This is a genomic window from Paracoccus gahaiensis, from assembly GCF_005048225.1.
GTDB lineage: Bacteria > Pseudomonadota > Alphaproteobacteria > Rhodobacterales > Rhodobacteraceae > Paracoccus > Paracoccus gahaiensis.
Map to the genome: position 1 here is coordinate 68,377 of NZ_SUNI01000012.1, position 15,819 is coordinate 84,195.

The 15,819-nt window shown below is 68.6% G+C and carries 13 protein-coding genes; 10 read left to right on the forward strand and 3 right to left on the reverse strand.

Annotated elements, in window-relative coordinates:
- The first annotated feature begins 2 nt into the window (after positions 1-2).
- The 10 genes from FA743_RS12750 to FA743_RS12795 all read left to right on the forward strand — a co-directional run bounded on the left by FA743_RS12750 (position 3) and on the right by FA743_RS12795 (position 12,217).
- Positions 3-1,781, forward strand: coding sequence for an acyl-CoA dehydrogenase C-terminal domain-containing protein (locus tag FA743_RS12750; RefSeq protein WP_136886488.1), 1,779 nt, complete (start codon positions 3-5; stop codon positions 1,779-1,781).
- A gap of 275 nt (positions 1,782-2,056) precedes the next feature.
- On the forward strand, positions 2,057-2,698 hold the full coding sequence (locus tag FA743_RS12755) for a glutathione S-transferase family protein (RefSeq protein WP_136886489.1): 642 nt from the start codon (positions 2,057-2,059) through the stop codon (positions 2,696-2,698).
- Positions 2,695-3,906 carry an acetyl-CoA C-acetyltransferase gene (locus FA743_RS12760; protein ID WP_136886490.1) on the forward strand — a complete coding sequence of 404 codons (1,212 nt, stop codon included), beginning with the start codon at positions 2,695-2,697 and terminating at the stop codon, positions 3,904-3,906. Before FA743_RS12755 ends, FA743_RS12760 begins: the two co-directional genes overlap by 4 nt.
- Entirely contained in the window at positions 3,906-4,376 is a 471-nt protein-coding gene (locus FA743_RS12765) for a cupin domain-containing protein (RefSeq protein ID WP_136886491.1), read from the forward strand. The genes FA743_RS12760 and FA743_RS12765 overlap by 1 nt, the downstream gene beginning before the upstream one ends.
- On the forward strand, positions 4,373-6,559 hold the full coding sequence (locus FA743_RS12770) for a 3-hydroxyacyl-CoA dehydrogenase NAD-binding domain-containing protein (RefSeq protein WP_136886492.1): 2,187 nt from the start codon (positions 4,373-4,375) through the stop codon (positions 6,557-6,559). Before FA743_RS12765 ends, FA743_RS12770 begins: the two co-directional genes overlap by 4 nt.
- A 170-nt stretch (positions 6,560-6,729) precedes the next feature.
- Positions 6,730-7,929, forward strand: a complete 1,200-nt coding sequence (locus FA743_RS12775) for a toxic anion resistance protein (protein WP_136886493.1) — start codon at positions 6,730-6,732, stop codon at positions 7,927-7,929.
- Complete coding sequence (locus tag FA743_RS12780) at positions 7,929-8,966, forward strand: DUF2927 domain-containing protein (RefSeq protein ID WP_136886494.1); 1,038 nt, start codon at positions 7,929-7,931, stop codon at positions 8,964-8,966. The genes FA743_RS12775 and FA743_RS12780 overlap by 1 nt, the downstream gene beginning before the upstream one ends.
- Before the next feature lie 27 nt (positions 8,967-8,993).
- Positions 8,994-10,115: an SPFH domain-containing protein gene (locus tag FA743_RS12785; RefSeq protein WP_136886495.1), complete on the forward strand. Its 1,122-nt coding sequence runs from the start codon at positions 8,994-8,996 to the stop codon at positions 10,113-10,115.
- 1 nt (position 10,116) lies between these two features.
- Complete coding sequence (locus FA743_RS12790; protein WP_136886496.1) at positions 10,117-11,280, forward strand: TFIIB-type zinc ribbon-containing protein; 1,164 nt, start codon at positions 10,117-10,119, stop codon at positions 11,278-11,280.
- Between the two features lie 19 nt (positions 11,281-11,299).
- Positions 11,300-12,217: a carbohydrate kinase family protein gene (locus tag FA743_RS12795; protein ID WP_136886497.1), complete on the forward strand. Its 918-nt coding sequence runs from the start codon at positions 11,300-11,302 to the stop codon at positions 12,215-12,217.
- Positions 12,218-12,437: 220 nt separating this feature from the next.
- Here the strand turns inward: FA743_RS12795 and hflX are convergent, their stop codons facing one another.
- From hflX to FA743_RS12810, 3 genes are all read right to left on the reverse strand, one after another.
- Positions 12,438-13,829: a GTPase HflX gene (hflX, locus tag FA743_RS12800; protein ID WP_136886498.1), complete on the reverse strand. Its 1,392-nt coding sequence runs from the start codon at positions 13,827-13,829 to the stop codon at positions 12,438-12,440.
- Complete coding sequence (hfq, locus tag FA743_RS12805; RefSeq protein ID WP_042250201.1) at positions 13,830-14,063, reverse strand: RNA chaperone Hfq; 234 nt, start codon at positions 14,061-14,063, stop codon at positions 13,830-13,832. It abuts the gene before it with no gap.
- Positions 14,064-14,183: 120 nt separating this feature from the next.
- Positions 14,184-15,815, reverse strand: a complete 1,632-nt coding sequence (locus FA743_RS12810; RefSeq protein WP_136886499.1) for a TrkH family potassium uptake protein — start codon at positions 15,813-15,815, stop codon at positions 14,184-14,186.
- Between the last annotated feature and the right edge of the window lie 4 nt (positions 15,816-15,819).

Consider the following 15,819-nt stretch of genomic DNA (forward strand, 5'->3'; position numbering starts at 1 on the left):
CCATGCCCAGCTACACGCCCCCGATCCGCGACCTGCAGTTCGTCCTTCACGACGTCCTGAAGCTGTCGCAGTCCGGTCTTCCCGGACATGACGACCTGGCCCCCGACTTCACCGAAGCCGTGCTGGAGGCGGCGGGCAAGCTGGCCTCCGAGGTGCTGGCGCCCTTGAACCTGCCCGGCGACCAGCAGGGCTGCCGGCTGGAAAACGGCGTCGTGCGCACCCCCGACGGCTTCTCGGCCGCCTTCGAGCAGGTGAAGGAGGGCGGCTGGACCTCGCTGGACTGCGACCCGGACTATGGCGGCCAGGGCATGCCCTATGTGATGGGCGTGGCGACGGGCGAGATCTTCGTGTCCGCCAACATGGCCTTCAACATGTATCAGGGCCTGACGCATGGCGCCTATTCGGCGATCCATGCCCATGGCACCGAGGCGCAGAAGCAGACCTGGCTGCCCAAGATGGTCAGCTGCGACTGGACCGGCACGATGAACCTGACCGAGCCGCATTGCGGCACCGATCTGGGCCTGTTGCGCACCAAGGCCGAGCCGCAGGACGACGGCAGCTACCTGATCACCGGGCAGAAGATCTTCATCTCGGCCGGCGATCACGACATGGCCGAGAACGTCATCCATCTGGTGCTGGCCAAGGCGCCGGGCGGCGGCGCGGGCACCAAGGGCATCAGCCTGTTCATCGTGCCCAAGGTGCTGGTGAACGAGGATGGCAGCCTGGGCGCGCGCAACAACGTGTCGGTCGGCGCGCTGGAACACAAGATGGGCATCCATGCCAACGCAACCTGCGTGATGAACTATGACGGCGCGCGCGGCTGGCTGCTGGGCGATCTGCACAAGGGCATGCGGGCCATGTTCACCATGATGAACGAGGCGCGGATCGGCGTCGGCCTGCAGGGCTATGCGGGCGCGGTGCCCGCCTATCAAAATGCGCTGGCCTATGCCAAGGACCGCCTGCAGGGCCGCGCGGTGACCGGCGCCGCCAACCCTCAGGGCGCCGCCGATCCGCTGATCGTGCATCCCGACATCCGCCGCAGCCTGCTGGACCAGAAATCCTTCCTGGAGGGCGCCCGCGCCCTGGCCCTGTGGGGCGCGCATCTGGTCGATCGCGGCAATCTGGGGGGCGATGCCGATGCCGAGGGGCTGATCTCGCTGATGACCCCGGTCGTGAAGGGCTTCCTGACCGACAAGGGCTTCGAAACCACCGTGCTGGCGCAGCAGGTCCTGGGCGGGCACGGCTATGTCGAGGAATGGGGCATGAGCCAGTTCGTCCGCGACGCCCGCATCACCATGATCTACGAGGGTGCCAACGGCGTGCAGGCGCTGGATCTGGTCGGCCGCAAGCTAGCGCTGGACGGCGGCAAGCACGTCATGGCCTTCTTCGAGATGATCAAGACCTTCTGCCGCGAAGAGGCCGGCAACGAGGCGATCCGCGCCGATTTCATCGAGCCGCTGAAGGCCGCCTCCAAGGATCTGCAGACGGCGTCCATGTTCTTCATGGAGCGCGGCATGAAGAACCCCAACGACGCGCTGTCGGGCAGCTACGACTTCATGCATCTCTTCGGGCATGTGACGCTTGGCTACATGTGGGCCCGGATGGCGGTCGCCGCGCAACAGGCGCTGGATGCCGGCACCCCCGACCCGGCCTTCCACAAGACCAAGCTGATCACCGGCCGCTACTACATGAAGCGGCAGCTGCCGATGACCGCGACCCATCTGGCCCGCATCCAGTCCGGTGCAGCCACGGTGATGGAACTGGAAGCGGAGGCATTCTGAGGCGGGGCACTGTGGGACGAGGTCGCGATGGGTATTTTCTGCAAAGAAGAAGCAGGATGCGCCCCGGCCTCTCCCGCGGTTCGGACGGGGCAGGCGTTGTCGGCCCACAGGCCGGGGCGACTTCTCCTTTGACGGTCATCGGCTCCCCAGCCTGTACCGTGGGGGAAGTCTAGCACCGTCTTCCTGAAGAATTGGTAAACGCCTCTTCTTCTTTGCTCAAATACCCCGCGGGGGGTCCGGGGGGCGCGAAGCCCCCCGGCTGTTTCGGAGGAAAGATGACCGCGCAACTCTGGTGCTTTGGCGAATCCGGCAATGCCTACAAGGCGGCGCTGACGATGCAACTGGCAGCCTATGACTGGCAGCCGGTCTATGTCGATTTCTTCAACGGCGAAGGCCGCAGCCCCGAATTCCGGGCCCTGAACCCGATGGGCGAGGTGCCGGTCTTTCGCGAGGGCGATCTGACCCTGACCCAGTCCGCCGTGATCCAGCTGCATGTCGCGGAACGCACGGGACGCTTTCTGGGCCGCGACCGGAACGAGACCCTGCGCTGGCTGATGTTCGACAATCACAAGCTGTCGGGCCAGGCCGGACCGGCGCGGTTCCTGCTGAACTTCCTGCCCGAGGACAAGCGCCCCGCCGGCGCGGCCGCCTATCTGCAGGGGCGACTGAAGGCCGCGTATCAGGTGCTGAACGACCATCTGGCGGACCGGGACTGGGTCGCGGATACGGATCCCACCGTCGCGGATTTCGCCCTGTGCGGATACCTCTATTACCCCGAGCCCTTCGGGTTCGACCGCGCCGACTGGCCCCATATCGACCGCTGGCTGGAGGGGCTCGCCGCCCTGCCCGGCTGGACACATCCCTATGACCTGATGCCCGGGCACCCCTCCGACCGGGCGCCCAAGGAGGACACATGACCGACGCATTCATCTATGACGCCGCCCGCACCCCGCGCGGCAAGGGCCGGGCCGATGGCAGCCTGCACGAGGTCACCTCGCTGGCGCTGTCCGCCCGCCTGCTCAACGCCCTGAAGGCGCGCAACAACCTTGAGGGCCATGCCGTCGAGGACGTGATCTGGGGCAATGTCACCCAGGTCAAGGAACAGGGCGGCTGCCTCGCGCGGTCCGCCGTGCTGGCCTCGGATCTGGACGAGCGGATCCCCGGCCTGTCGATCAACCGCTTCTGCGCCAGCGGCATGGAGGCCGTGAACCTGGCCGCCAACCAGATCAAGGGCGGCGCCGGCCAGGCCTATATCGCGGGCGGGGTCGAGATGATGGGCCGCGTCGCCATGGGCAGCGACGGGGCGGCCATCGCCGTCGATCCCTCGCTGACGATGAAATCCTATTTCGTGCCGCAGGGCATCAGCGCCGACATCATCGCGACGGAATACGGCTTCTCGCGCGAGGAGGCCGATGCCTTGGCGCTGGAAAGCCAGCGGCGCGCGGCGCAGGCCTGGAAGGAAGGCCGGTTCGACAGGTCCATCGTCCCGGTGCTGGACCAGAACGGTCTGACCATCCTGGGCCGCGACGAATACATGCGCCCCGGCACCACCGCCGAGGACCTGGCCAAGCTGCGCCCCGCCTTCAAGGAGATGGGCGAGACGATGCCCGGCTTCGACAAGGTGGCGATGCTGAAATATCCGCATTTGGATCATATCGACCATATCCACCATGCCGGGAACAGCTCGGGCATCGTGGACGGGGCGGCGGCGGTGCTGATCGGGGATGCGGACTTCGGCAAGGCCCATGGCCTCAAGCCCCGCGCCCGCATCCGCGCCACCGCCAAGATCGGCACCGATCCCACGATCATGCTGACCGGCCCGGTGCCCGTCACCGAGAAGATCCTGAAGGACAGCGGCCTGTCCATCGGCGACATCGACCTCTTCGAGGTGAACGAGGCCTTTGCCGCCGTCGTGCTGCGCTTCATGCAGGCCTTCCAGGTCGATCCGGCGCGGGTCAACGTGAATGGCGGCGCCATCGCGATGGGCCACCCGCTTGGCGCCACCGGCGCGATCATCATCGGCACCCTGCTGGACGAGCTGGAGCGGCAGGACAAGACCATGGGCCTGGCCACCCTCTGCATCGCGTCCGGCATGGGCGCGGCCACCATCATCGAGCGTGTGTGATGGCGATCCTGCGCAAGGACAGCGTCCCGGTGACCGAGGGCGTGTCGGGCTATCCGGCGCCCTATAATCTGGGGCGCGGGTTTCTGGGCTATCGGCACCTGACCGAGGCGGGCGGGCTGACGCAGTTCGGCATCGCGCTGGAAACGCTGCAGCCCGGCAAGCAGAGCAGCCAGCCGCATTGGGAGGAACACGAGGACGAGTTTCTCTATCTGCTGGAGGGCGTGCTGACCGTGGTCGAGGATGGGGTCGAAGCCGATCTGCATCCGGGCGACGCCTGCGCGTGGAAGGCCGGCGATCCGGTGGCCCATACGCTGCGCAACCGTACCGACGCCCCGGTGACCTATCTGATCGCGGGTGGCCGCCAGCCGCACAACATCTGCCATTATCCGGGGCTGGACCTGCTGGGCACACCTGCCGGCTATATGCATCTGGACGGCACCCCCTACCCCAAGACGGGAGAGACCGAATGACCGATTTCACCATGACGACCGGCGATGATGGCGTGGCGATCATCACCTGGGACGTGCCCGGCAAGTCGATGAACGTGCTGTCGATGGACGGCGCCGTCGCGCTGGACGGCCTGATCGATCAGGCGCTGGCCGACGAGGCCGTGAAGGGCATCGTGATCACATCGGCCAAGAAGGACTTCGCCGCCGGGATGGATCTGAACGTCATCGCGGGCATGAAGGACCGTGGCGGCGCGCAGGGCGTCTTCGACGGCGTGATGACGCTGCACACCATGCTGCGCAAGATCGAACGCGCGGGCATGGATCCCAAGACGCTGAAGGGCGGCAAGCCCATCGCCAGTGCCCTGCCCGGCACGGCGCTTGGCATCGGTCTGGAGCTGCCTCTGGCCACGCATCGGATCTTTGCCGCTGACAATCCGAAGGCCAAGATCGGCCTGCCCGAGATCATGGTCGGGATCTTTCCCGGCTCGGGCGGCACCACGCGCCTTGTGCGCAAGCTGGGCGCGATGATGGCCGCCCCCTTCCTGCTGGAGGGCAAGCTGTCGGATCCGAAGAAGGCCAAGTCGGCCGGGATCATCGACGAGGTCGTGGCCGATCCCGTCGCCGCCGCCCGCGAATGGGTGCTGGCCGCCAAGGACGCCGATCTGGTCAAGCCCTGGGACGCCAAGGGCTACAAGATGCCGGGCGGCGAGCCCTTCCATCCGGCGGGCTTCATGACCTTCGTGGGCGCCAGCGCGATGGTGCATGGCAAGACGATGGGCGTCTATCCGGCGGCCAAGGCGCTGCTGAGCGCGGTCTATGAGGGGGCCATGGTGCCCTTCGATACCGCGCTGAAGATCGAGGCGCGCTGGTTCACCCATGTGCTGATGAACCCGTCCTCGACGGCGATGATCCGCAGCCTGTTCATCAACAAGGAAGCGCTGGAGAAGGGCGCCAACCGCCCCGAGGCGCCGGACCAGACCGTGCGCAAGGTCGGCATCCTGGGCGCGGGCATGATGGGCGCGGGCATCGCCCATGTCAGCGCGATGGCGGGGATCGAGGTCGTGCTGATCGATGCGCAGCAGGCCAGCGCCGATAAGGGCAAGGCCCTGTCCGAGGGGCTTCTGGACAAGGCCATCGGCCGCAAGAAGGCCACGCCCGAGAAGAAGGCCGAGGTGCTGGCCCGCATCACCGCCACCACCGACTACGCGGCGCTGGAGGGCTGCGATCTGGTCGTCGAGGCGGTCTTCGAGGATCCCGCCGTCAAGGCCGAGGTCACCAAGCGCGCCGAAGCCGTCATCCCGGCGGACGCGATTTTCGCGACCAATACCTCGACTTTGCCAATCAGCGATTTGGCGAAAGCCAGCGCACGGCCCGAGCAGTTCATCGGCATCCACTTCTTCAGCCCCGTGGACAAGATGCTGCTGGTCGAGATCATCAAGGGCCAGCAGACCGGCCCGGTCGCCGTGGCCAAGGCGCTGGATTTCGTCCGCCAGATCCGCAAGACCCCCATCGTGGTGAACGATGCGCGGTTCTTCTATGCCAACCGCTGCATCATCCCCTATATCAACGAGGGGATCCGCATGCTGGCCGAAGGCGTGAACCCCACGCTGATCGAGAATGCCGCCAAGATGATGGGCATGCCTTTGGGCCCGCTGCAGCTGGTGGACGAGACCAGCATCGATCTGGGCGTCAAGATCGCCAAGGCGACCCGCGCGGCGATGGGCGACGCCTATCCCGATGGGGCGGTGGACGAGGTGCTGTTCTGGATGGCCGATCAGGACCGCTTGGGCCGCAAGGCGAATGCCGGCTTCTATGCCTATGACGAGGCGGGCAAGCGGCAGGGGCTGTGGGACGGTCTGGACGGGCGCTATGCCCGCGCCGAGGACCAGCCCGACCTGCACGATGTCCAGCACCGGCTGATGTTCGCGCAGACGCTGGAGGCGGTGCGTGCGCTGCAGGACGGCGTCTTGGAGGATATCCGCGAAGGCGATGTGGGCGCCATCCTGGGCTGGGGCTTCGCGCCCTGGACCGGCGGTCCCTTCGGCTGGCTGGACATGCTGGGCGCCGCCCGGGCGGTCGAGATCTGCGATGCCCTGACCGCCGCGCAGGGCGACCGCTTTGCCGCGCCTCGGCTGCTGCGCGAGATGGCGGAGAAGGGCGACAGCTTCTATGGCCGCCCGGCCGCGCAGCCCTCGGCGGCGTGACCCGATCCGTCCGGGGGGCTGCACCTGCGGCCCCCCGGACATCCTTCCTGTGACAGCCCCGCCCCGGGGCGGAAACTTTCCGACCGGCATGTTGTTGATCGGACATGATTTCGCCATATGCTATGGCGACGGCACCGCCATTGGCGGTCGGCTGACAAGGGGACCCGACGATGACCGACGACACCAGACGCCGCGCCGAGGCCGCTCAGGCGCAGATCGATGCGCTGACGCAGGCGCCCCTGCCCGAGCCCGCGACCGCGCCCTCGGGGCTGACCGAGGCCGATCCGGCGACCCAGGCCCAGATCCGGTCACGCATGGCCGAGATCGATCTGAAGGACAGCAATTCCATCCTGCGCTTCGGCACCCGCGCCCAGGCCGATCTGCAGCAGATCAGCCAGGCCATGCTGGCCGACGTCAAGACCAAGGAGGTCGGCCCTGCCGGCGACAGCCTGCGCGAGGTGGTGACCACCATCCGCGGCTTTTCCACCACGGAACTGGACATGCGCCGCAGCCGCAGCTGGTGGGAGAAGCTGCTGGGCCGCTCGGCCCCCTTCGCCAAGTTCGTGGCCAATTACGAGCAGGTCCAGACCCAGATCGACCGCATCACCGCCGAGCTGGAATCGCACGAGCAGAAGCTGCTCAAGGACGTCAAGTCGCTGGACATCCTCTATGACCGCACGCTGACCTTCTATGACGAGCTGGCGCTCTACATCGCCGCCGGCACCGAGAAGCTGCGCGAGCTGGACAGCGACACCATCCCCGCCAAGGAGGCCGAACTGGCCGCCAAGCCCCAGCCCGATCAGGTGATCGAGGCGCAGGAGTTGCGCGACCTGCGCACGCTGCGCGACGATCTGGAACGGCGCGTGCATGACCTGCGGCTGACCCGGCAGGTGACGATGCAATCCCTGCCCTCGATCCGGCTGGTGCAGGAGAACGACAAGTCGCTGGTCACCAAGATCAACTCGACCCTGGTGAACACCGTGCCGCTGTGGGAAACCCAGCTGGCGCAGGCCGTCACCATCCAGCGCAGCGCCGAGGCCGCCCGCGCCGTCAAGGAGGCCAGCGATCTGACCAACGAGCTGCTGACCCGCAATGCCGACAACCTGCGCCAGGCCAATGCCCAGATCCGGGCCGAGACCGAGCGCGGCGTCTTCGACATCCAGGCCGTGCAGACCGCCAATGCCCAGCTGATCGCCACGATCGAGGACAGCCTGCGCATCGCCGACGAGGGCCGCACCCGCCGCGCTGCCGCCGAGACCGACCTGACGCGGATGGAGGCGGAACTGCGCGACGCGCTCGCCTCAGCCTCGGCGCAGCGGCCCGCCGCCCCGGCGGAGGCTGCGCGGCTTGGACGCGGCGGGGTGCGTTGATGCGGCAGACGGCCCTGCCCCCGCGAAAGACGGCGTTTGGTCTGGCGCTGGTGCTGCTGGCGGGCACCGCCTGCGGGCGGATCGACCCCGAGGGACCGGATCCCGCGCGCCCCGACCCGCGCCCGACCCTGCAGCAGGATCAGGGGGCCAGTCAGGCCGACCTGCGCCGCGCCCGCGCCGAGCGCAACCGGGCGGCCAATGCGGCGGCGCGTCAGGCCGTCGCCAATCCCAGCCCGGCCAGCCAGTCGCAGCGCGACTTTTATGCCGCCGCCGAACGGCGGCTGGTGGCGCAGGGCCGGTTGCGCCGCGACCGCGTGCCGCTGGACGCGCCCATCGATGCCGAGACGCTGACCCGCAACTTCATCGCCATCGCGCTGCGGGACGAATACAGCCAGACCTCGGACGGGCTGGTGGCGCAGAGTGCCGCCGCCCCCCTGCGCCGCTGGCAGGACCCGGTGCGGATGCAGTTGGACTTCGGCGCCTCCTTCGACATGGCCGCGCGTCCCGCCTGGCGGGCCGAGGTGGCCGAGTTCGCCGCGCGCCTGTCCGACACCACCCGCCATCCGGTCCGCCTGACCGCCGAGCGCGGCAACTTCACCATCCTGGTGCTGAACGAGGACGAGCGCCGCGCCGCAGGCCCGCGTCTGGCGCAGCTGGTCCCCGGCATTCCCGCGCAGGACATCGGCATCCTGACCGACCTGCCGCCCGCCATCAGCTGCTCGATCTTCGCCTATTCGCGCGGCGGCGCCAGCGACTATGCCCATGCCGTCGCGGTGATCCGGGCGGAACTGCCGCCGCTGCTGCGGACCTCCTGCATTCACGAGGAGCTGGCGCAGGGCATGGGTCTGGCCGCCGACAGCCCCGCCGCGCGCCCCTCGATCTTCAACGATGACGAGGAATTCGCCCTGCTGACCCGGCATGACGAATTGCTGCTGCAGATCCTCTACGACCCCCGCCTGACCCCCGGCATGACCGAGGCCGAGGCCGCGCCCCTCGTCCGGCAGATCGCTGCCGAGCTGCTGGGCGAGGCCGCCTGATCCCATCCCGAACCCCAGAGGCAAGCCATGTCCATCTTCGATATCCTGGGCGGCGAATTCATCGAGATCATTGAATGGGTCGATGACAGCCGCGACACGATGGTCTGGCGCTACGACACGGTCGGGCGCGCGATCAAGTACGGCGCCAAGCTGACCGTCCGCGAGGGGCAGGCCGCCGTCTTCGTCCACGAGGGGCAGCTGGCCGATGTCTTCGGCCCCGGCCTCTATCTGCTGGAGACGAACAACCTGCCGGTGCTGACCCGGTTGCAGCACTGGGATCACGGCTTCCGCAGCCCCTTCAAGTCCGAGGTCTATTTCGTCAACAAGACCCGCTTCAACGACCTGAAATGGGGCACGCGCAACCCGATCATCGCGCGAGATCCGGAATACGGCCCGATCCGCCTGCGCGCCTTCGGCACCTATTCGATGCGCGTCAGCGACCCGGCCCGCTTCATGTCCGAGATCGTCGGCACCGACGGCGACTTCACCCGCGACGAGATCGCCTTCCAGATCCGCAACGTGATCGTGCAAGAGTTCTCGCGCGCCATCGCGGCGGCCAATATCCCGGTCCTCGACATGGCCGCCAACACCGACCAGCTGGGCGCGCTGGTGGTCCGCGCCATCGCCCCGGTGATCGAGGCCTACGGCCTGATCCTGCCCGAATTCTACATCGAGAACATCAGCCTGCCCGCCGAGGTCGAGGCGATGCTGGACAAGCGCACCAGCATGGGGATCATCGGCGATCTGGACCGTTTTGGCCAATATGCCGCCTCCGAGGCGATGCTGGCCGCCGCCCGCAACGAGGGCGGCGCGGGGGCGGGCTTCGGCGCGGCCATGGGCGCCGCGATGGGCATGGGCGCCGCCGCCCCCCGCCCCGGTCCCTGGGGCACGGCCCCCGCCGCCGCGCCTGCGGCCGCCGCCCCCCCGCCCCTGCCCGGCCGCACGGTCGAGACGGTCTGGCACGTCGCCCTGGACGGCACCCCCCAGGGTCCCTTCGGGCGTGGCCATCTGGGCCGCATGGTGACCGAGGGACGCTTCGCGCGCGACACGCTGGTCTGGGCGCCGGGCCAGGACGGCTGGCTGCCCGCCGAGGACGTGCGCGAGCTGGCGCAGCTGTTCACCACCCAGCCCCCGCCCTTGCCGCAGTAAGGTGGCCGCGCCCGCTGAACACCGCTTTCCCTGCGCGCAATGCGGGGCCAGCCTGCGCTTTCAGCCGGGCCAGCACAGTCTGGTCTGCGACTGGTGCGGACACCGGCAGGAGATCGGCCCCGGCCCGGCCCGCGCCCCGGGATTGCCCCGCGCGGGTGCCAGCCCGCCGCCCCTGCAATGGGACGCCGCCCACAAGGCCCCGGAACTGGCCGAGATCCCGCTGGACCAGGGCCTGCACCTGGAAGCGGACTCAACGATCACGCAGGTGGTGCGCACGCTGTCCTGCCCGCAATGCGGCGCGCGGGTGGATCTGGACGAGACCCATCACGCCGGCGCCTGCCCCTTCTGCGCCTCGCCCGTGGTGACCGACACGGGCGCCACCCGCCGCATCAAGCCGCAGGGCGTGCTGCCGTTTGCCCTGACCCATGATCAGGCGCGCGACGCGATGACCGACTGGCTGGGCGGGCTGTGGTTCGCGCCCTCGGGGCTGACGGCCTATGCCCGCCACGAGCGGCGGCTGACCGGCGTCTATTCGCCCTTCTGGACCTTCGACGCCGCCAGCCGCTCGCGCTATCGCGGCCAGCGCGGCGATGTCTATTACGTCACGCAATGGGTCACCCAGACCGTGAACGGCCGCAGCCAGCGGGTCGCCCGGCAGGTGCCCCGCATCCGCTGGAGCCCCGCCTCGGGGCAGGTCGCGCGCGATTTCAACGACGTGCTGGTGCTGGCCTCGACGGCGCTGCCGGCGCGGATCACCGATGCGCTGGTGCCCTGGGACCTGTCGCAGCTGTCAGGCTATGATCCGGCCTTCCTGTCGGGCTTCGAGGCCGAGGGCTATACCGTCCCCCTGGCCGACGGCCATCAGGCGGCGCGGGCCCAGATGGCACAGGTCATCGCCGCCGATGTGCGCCGCGCCATCGGCGGCAGCCAGCAGCGCATCGACAGCCTGGAGAGCGATTTCTCGGCCGAGACCTTCAAGCATATCCTGCTGCCCGTCTGGACCGCCGCCTATCGCTACAACGGGAAAAGCTATCGTTTCGTGGTGAACGGCCAGTCCGGGCGCGTCATGGGCGAGCGCCCGTGGTCGGCCTGGAAAATCGCCGCCGCAGTGGCCGTGGCGCTGGTCGCGCTAACGGCATTCCTGTATGTGGCGCAATCAGGCTGAGGGACAGAAAGGGACGGACATGATCCTGTGCGCGGGCGAATCGCTGATCGACATGGTGCCGCAGGACGGCGCCTTCCGGCCGCTGGCCGGCGGCGCGGTCTACAACACCGCCATCGCGCTCGGTCGTCTGGACCGATCCACGGGATATCTGTGGCCGATCAGCCGCGATCCCTTCGGCGATCAGATCCTGCGCCCCCTGGCAGAGGCCGGGGTGAACACCGACCTCTGCCCCCGCACCGACCGGCTGACCACGCTGGCGCTGGTGACCCTGACCAACGGCGAGGCGCGCTACGCCTTCTATGACGAGGGGTCTGCCGGGCGGATGCTGGTCCCCGAGGATATCGCGCCGCTGCCCGCGGCGGTGACGGCGCTTTTCGTGGGCGGCATCAGCCTGGTGCCCGATCCCTGCGGCGCCACGCTGGAAGGACTGGTCGCGGCCCATCAGGCCCGCCTGCCGGTGATGATCGACCCCAATATCCGGCCCTTCTTCATCACCGATCCGGAGGCCTATCGTGCCCGTCTGGCGCGCCTGCTGCCGATGGCCGACATCGTCAAGCTGTCGTCCGACGATCTGGACTGGCTCTATCCCGATCTTGCCCCCGAAGAGGCCGCCCGCCGCATCCTCGCCACCGGCCCCCGGCTGGTCCTGCAGACCGGCGGCGAGACCGGCGCCCGGGCCATCTGGGCGGGCGAGACGATCAGCGTCCCCGCCGTGCGCACGACGGTCGCCGACACGATCGGCGCGGGCGACACGTTCAATGCGGGCATCCTCGCCAGCCTCGACCGCCAGGGGCTGCTGACCAAGGACGGGATCGCCGCCATCACCCCCGACCAGATCCGCGCCGCCCTGACGCTTGGTGCAGAGGCCGCCTCGGTCACCGTGTCACGGCCGGGGGCCAACCCGCCATGGTTGCATGAGATGCCCCGCCAGGACTGATCCGCGTCGATTGGCTGGTGCAAGTCGCAAGATGGGGGGCTTTGCGCCCCCCGTCGCGCCTTGCGCGACTCCCCCCGCAGGATATTTTCGCCAAGATGAAACGGGACAAGGTTCCCGGGCCGGCGGGAGCGTCTTGGAGTTCACCTTGGCGCAAATATCCTCGGGGGGTCCGGGGGGCGAAGCGCCCCCGGCGCTCGCGGGACGCATTGCCTTGCTGCGGTCAGTCCGCCGGGTGCCAGCCGCCGATGCGTGGCTCGTCGGGGCCGTCCTCCTCGTCCGGCTCCTCCGCAGTGCCCGAAAAGGCTTCGAAGGCGCCCTTCTGGCGGGCGGTCCAGCGAAGATGGAGGTGCAGCCCATCCTCGCCCGCCTCCTCGCGTTCGACCACGCCCGCCTCATGCAGCCAGGCGCGGCTGCGGCCGTCGGCGAAATCGAGCGTCACCTGATCCTCGGCCCGCGGCTCGTCCAGGACTTCGCCCAGCAGGTGGTCGATGGCGGCGGTCAGGTCGTCCAGACCCTCGCCGGTCAGGGCGCTGACCGCCTGCACGCCTTCGGTGCGCTTGTCGGTCCGGCGGAGGGCGGCGCGGGTGTCGGGCCCCAAGGCATCAATCTTGTTCCAGACCTCGATCGCCGCCACGTCCTCGTCCACGCCCAGGCTGTCCAGGATCTCGGCCACGTCGGCGGCCTGCTCCTCGGTCTCGGGGTGGCTGATGTCGCGGACATGCAGGATCAGGTCGGCCTCCAGCACCTCTTCCAGCGTGGCGCGGAAGGCGGCGACCAGTTCGGTGGGCAGGTCGCTGATGAAGCCCACCGTGTCGGACAGGATGATCTTGCGCCCCGATCCGCCCTCGCCCGCATCGGGCAGCGTGATGGCGCGCATGGTCGGGTCCAGCGTCGCGAACAGCATGTCCTTGACGAAGACCTCGGCCCCGGTCATCCGGTTGAACAGCGTCGACTTGCCCGCGTTGGTATAGCCCACCAGCGCCACGATCGGATAGGGCACCTTGGCGCGGGCGGCGCGGTGCAGGCTGCGGGTCTTCACGACACGCTCCAGCTGGCGGCGCAGGCGGGTCATCTGGTCGTCGATGGCCCGGCGGTCGGCCTCGATCTGCGTCTCGCCGGGACCGCCCACGAAGCCAAGCCCGCCGCGCTGGCGTTCCAGGTGGGTCCAGGCGCGCACCAGACGCGTGCGCTGATAGGACAGTGCGGCCAGTTCGACCTGCAGCACGCCTTCACGGGTGCGGGCGCGGTCGGCGAAGATCTCGAGGATCAGCCCGGTCCGGTCCAGAAGCTTGACGCCCCAGTCCTTTTCCAGATTGCGCTGCTGCACGGGCGTCACGGGGCCGTCAACCAGCACCAGCTCGACCTCCAGCGCTTCCAGCCGTTCCTTGATCTCGGCCAGCTTGCCCTTGCCGAACAGCTTGCCGGGATTGGGCTCGCGCAGGTTGGCGACCTCGGAGCCCACCATCTCGATGCCGGGCAGAGCCATGGCAAGCGCGACGGCCTCGGCCAGCGAATGCTCGGGCTCGCGTCTCTGGGTCCGCGCGCGGCCCAGATCGGGGTGGATCACATAGGCGCGGGTCGGCTTGGCCTCGGTGTCGGTCAGTTCGGCCAATCAGTCCTCGCCTTCATACAGGGTGATGGGCTGGCCGGGCATGATCGTGCTGATCGCATGCTTGTAGACCAGCTGCGACTGGCCGTCCCGACGCAGCAGCACGCAGAAATTGTCGAACCAGGTGATGACGCCCTGCAGCTTGACGCCGTTGATCAGGAAGATGGTGACCGGCACCTTGGCCTTGCGGACATGGTTCAGGAACGCATCCTGCAGGTTCTGCTTGTCGCCAGCCATTTGTTATCGTCCGTTTTTCACTGCCCTGTCACAACAATATCTAGGCGCATGCGTTCGGCCTTGCAAGCAAGCGCGCTTGCGCAACCCCGCGTCGATAACATTTGCGCCACACCTGCGGGTTCAGCGCCGCCAGAAATCCGGGGAAAAGATGGCCAGCACGGCCAGCGTCTCGATCCGGCCCAGCACCATCGCAGCGGCCAGGACGGCCTTGGTGAAATCGGGCAGGCCCGACCATCCCTCCCACGGGGCCGAGGCGATGCCGGCCGTTCCCTCGAAGGCCGGGGTCAGGGGAATGGCGCCCGCCAGCGGCCCCGCATTGGTCAGCGCGGCGATCGAGAGGATCGTCGCGGTCTCGAATTCGATAGGGTGGATCGAGACCAGGCAAATCACCACCGCGATGGAGATGGCGAAGAGCATGAAGAAGATGAAGGACAGATAGGCCCCTTCGCGGCGCAGCCGTCGCGCGATGCGCCCCCCGCCCGAGACCGAACTGGGATGGATGATCCGCTCCATCTCGCGCTGGCCGTGGCGGGCCAGGGCATAGACCCGCAGCAGCTTGACGCCGCCCGCCGTGGTGGCGATGCCGCCACCCATCATCGCCAGCCCCGCCAGGATCAGCCCCGGCGCATCCAGCCCCGACCAGGCCCGCGCATCGGCCCATTCGACCGAGGTCCAGCCCGTCGTGGTCAGATAGCTGAGCGCGCTGAACAGCCCCCCCCAAAGCGCTGCCAGTCCCCGGCCCAGCTCGGCCAGGGGATGCGCGTCCTCGGGCAGGCTGCGCTCGATCTCGATGGCGCCCAGGAAATGGCGCAGGAACAGCAGCGCGCCGACCATCAGGACCAAAGCCAGGGCCATGCGCAATTCGGGGTCCTCGACCATCCGGTCCGTGGCTTGCAATTCGGCACCGCCCGGCCAGAAGCGGCGCGACAGGGCCGGGATCAGGAACAGGAAGACCAGCATCTCGCCGGCGATGCCCGAGGCCTGTCCGGCGGGGCCGATGACCGGCGAGATGCCCGAGGTGGACAGCGTGCCCATCGCGCGGGTCAGCGCCACCACCGCCGGATCGCCCAGCATCGCCAGCCCCACCCACAGCGCCAGGGTGAACCCGGCATAGAGCGGCCCCACCTCCAGCGCGGCACGGGCCAGGCGGCTGGTGGGGTCGGACAGATGCGCCTCGGTGCGGGGATCGGACATGTGCAGGACCGGGCGACGCGGGTCCGAGGACCGCGGCAGGTGCTGGCGGTATTCCTCGCGGCCATAGGGGCTGGACATGATCTCGAACCCGCCGACCCGCAGGGGCGCCAGGATCGCCACTGCCGCGACCAGCACGAAGAACCCGCCCATCCAGCCGACGATGGCCCGCCACAGATGCAGGGGCATCGGCAGCAGGTCGGCGGAATAGAGCGAGGCGCCGGTGGTGGTCAGCGACGACACCATCTCCCACCAGGCGTTGAAGAAGCCGGTATCGGGCTGGCTTTCGGCAAAGGGCACCGCCAGCAGCAAGGGCAGGATGCCATAGGCGCCCAGCATCATCAGCAGCGTCTCGCGCGCGCGCTGCGGGCGGGGATTGGCCTGGGTCGCCAGCCCGATCAGCCCGCAGAAGACCAGCGTCAGCAGCGCCGCATAGAAGAAGTTGCGCGCGATGGACGCGTATCCGGTGACCGAGGCATAGGCGGCGGGCACCAGCATCAGCAGCGCCGCCATCCCGGCCAGCAGGATCAGAAGCGGCAGGCGCTGGACGGTGCTGGTCATGCGG